General features: G+C 66.3%; 1 protein-coding gene. It reads left to right on the top strand.

Annotated elements, in window-relative coordinates:
* Positions 1-552, top strand: a 552-nt coding sequence (locus WS46_RS15625) for an electron transfer flavoprotein subunit beta/FixA family protein (protein WP_059691053.1), incomplete at both ends; no start/stop codon positions are given.

The raw sequence follows: 552 nt of genomic DNA, 5'->3' as shown, positions 1-552 counted from the left end.
GTGACGCAAGCGCAGGAAACGCTGCGCACGGCGCTGGCGATCGGTGCCGATCGCGCGATCCTGGTCGAGTCGAACGATAGCGTCGAGCCGCTGGCCGTCGCGAAGATCCTGAAGGCGCTGGTCGACAAGGAACAGCCGCAACTCGTGATTCTCGGCAAGCAGGCGATCGACGACGATTCGAACCAGACGGGGCAGATGCTGGCCGCGTTGGCAGGCCTGCCGCAAGCGACGTTCGCGTCGAAGGTCACGATCGCCGATGGCCGTGCCACGGTCGCACGTGAAGTCGACGGCGGCGCGGAAACGCTGTCGCTGACGCTGCCGGCAGTCGTGACGACCGACCTGCGCCTGAACGAGCCGCGCTACGTGACGCTGCCGAACATCATGAAGGCGAAGAAGAAGCCGCTGGAAACGGTGAAGCCGGAAGACCTGGGCGTGGACGTCGCGCCGCGTCTGAAGACGCTGAAGGTGGCCGAGCCGCCGAAGCGCGCGGCCGGCGTGAAGGTGCCGGACGTGAAGACGCTGGTCGAGAAGCTGAAGACCGAAGCCAAGGTG

Origin of the sequence: Burkholderia sp. RF4-BP95 (genome assembly GCF_001521985.1) — a bacterium.
GTDB classification, from domain to species: domain Bacteria; phylum Pseudomonadota; class Gammaproteobacteria; order Burkholderiales; family Burkholderiaceae; genus Burkholderia; species Burkholderia diffusa.
Note: the sequence above shows the minus strand (reverse complement) of the source record. Positions and strands in the feature narration are given on the sequence as shown.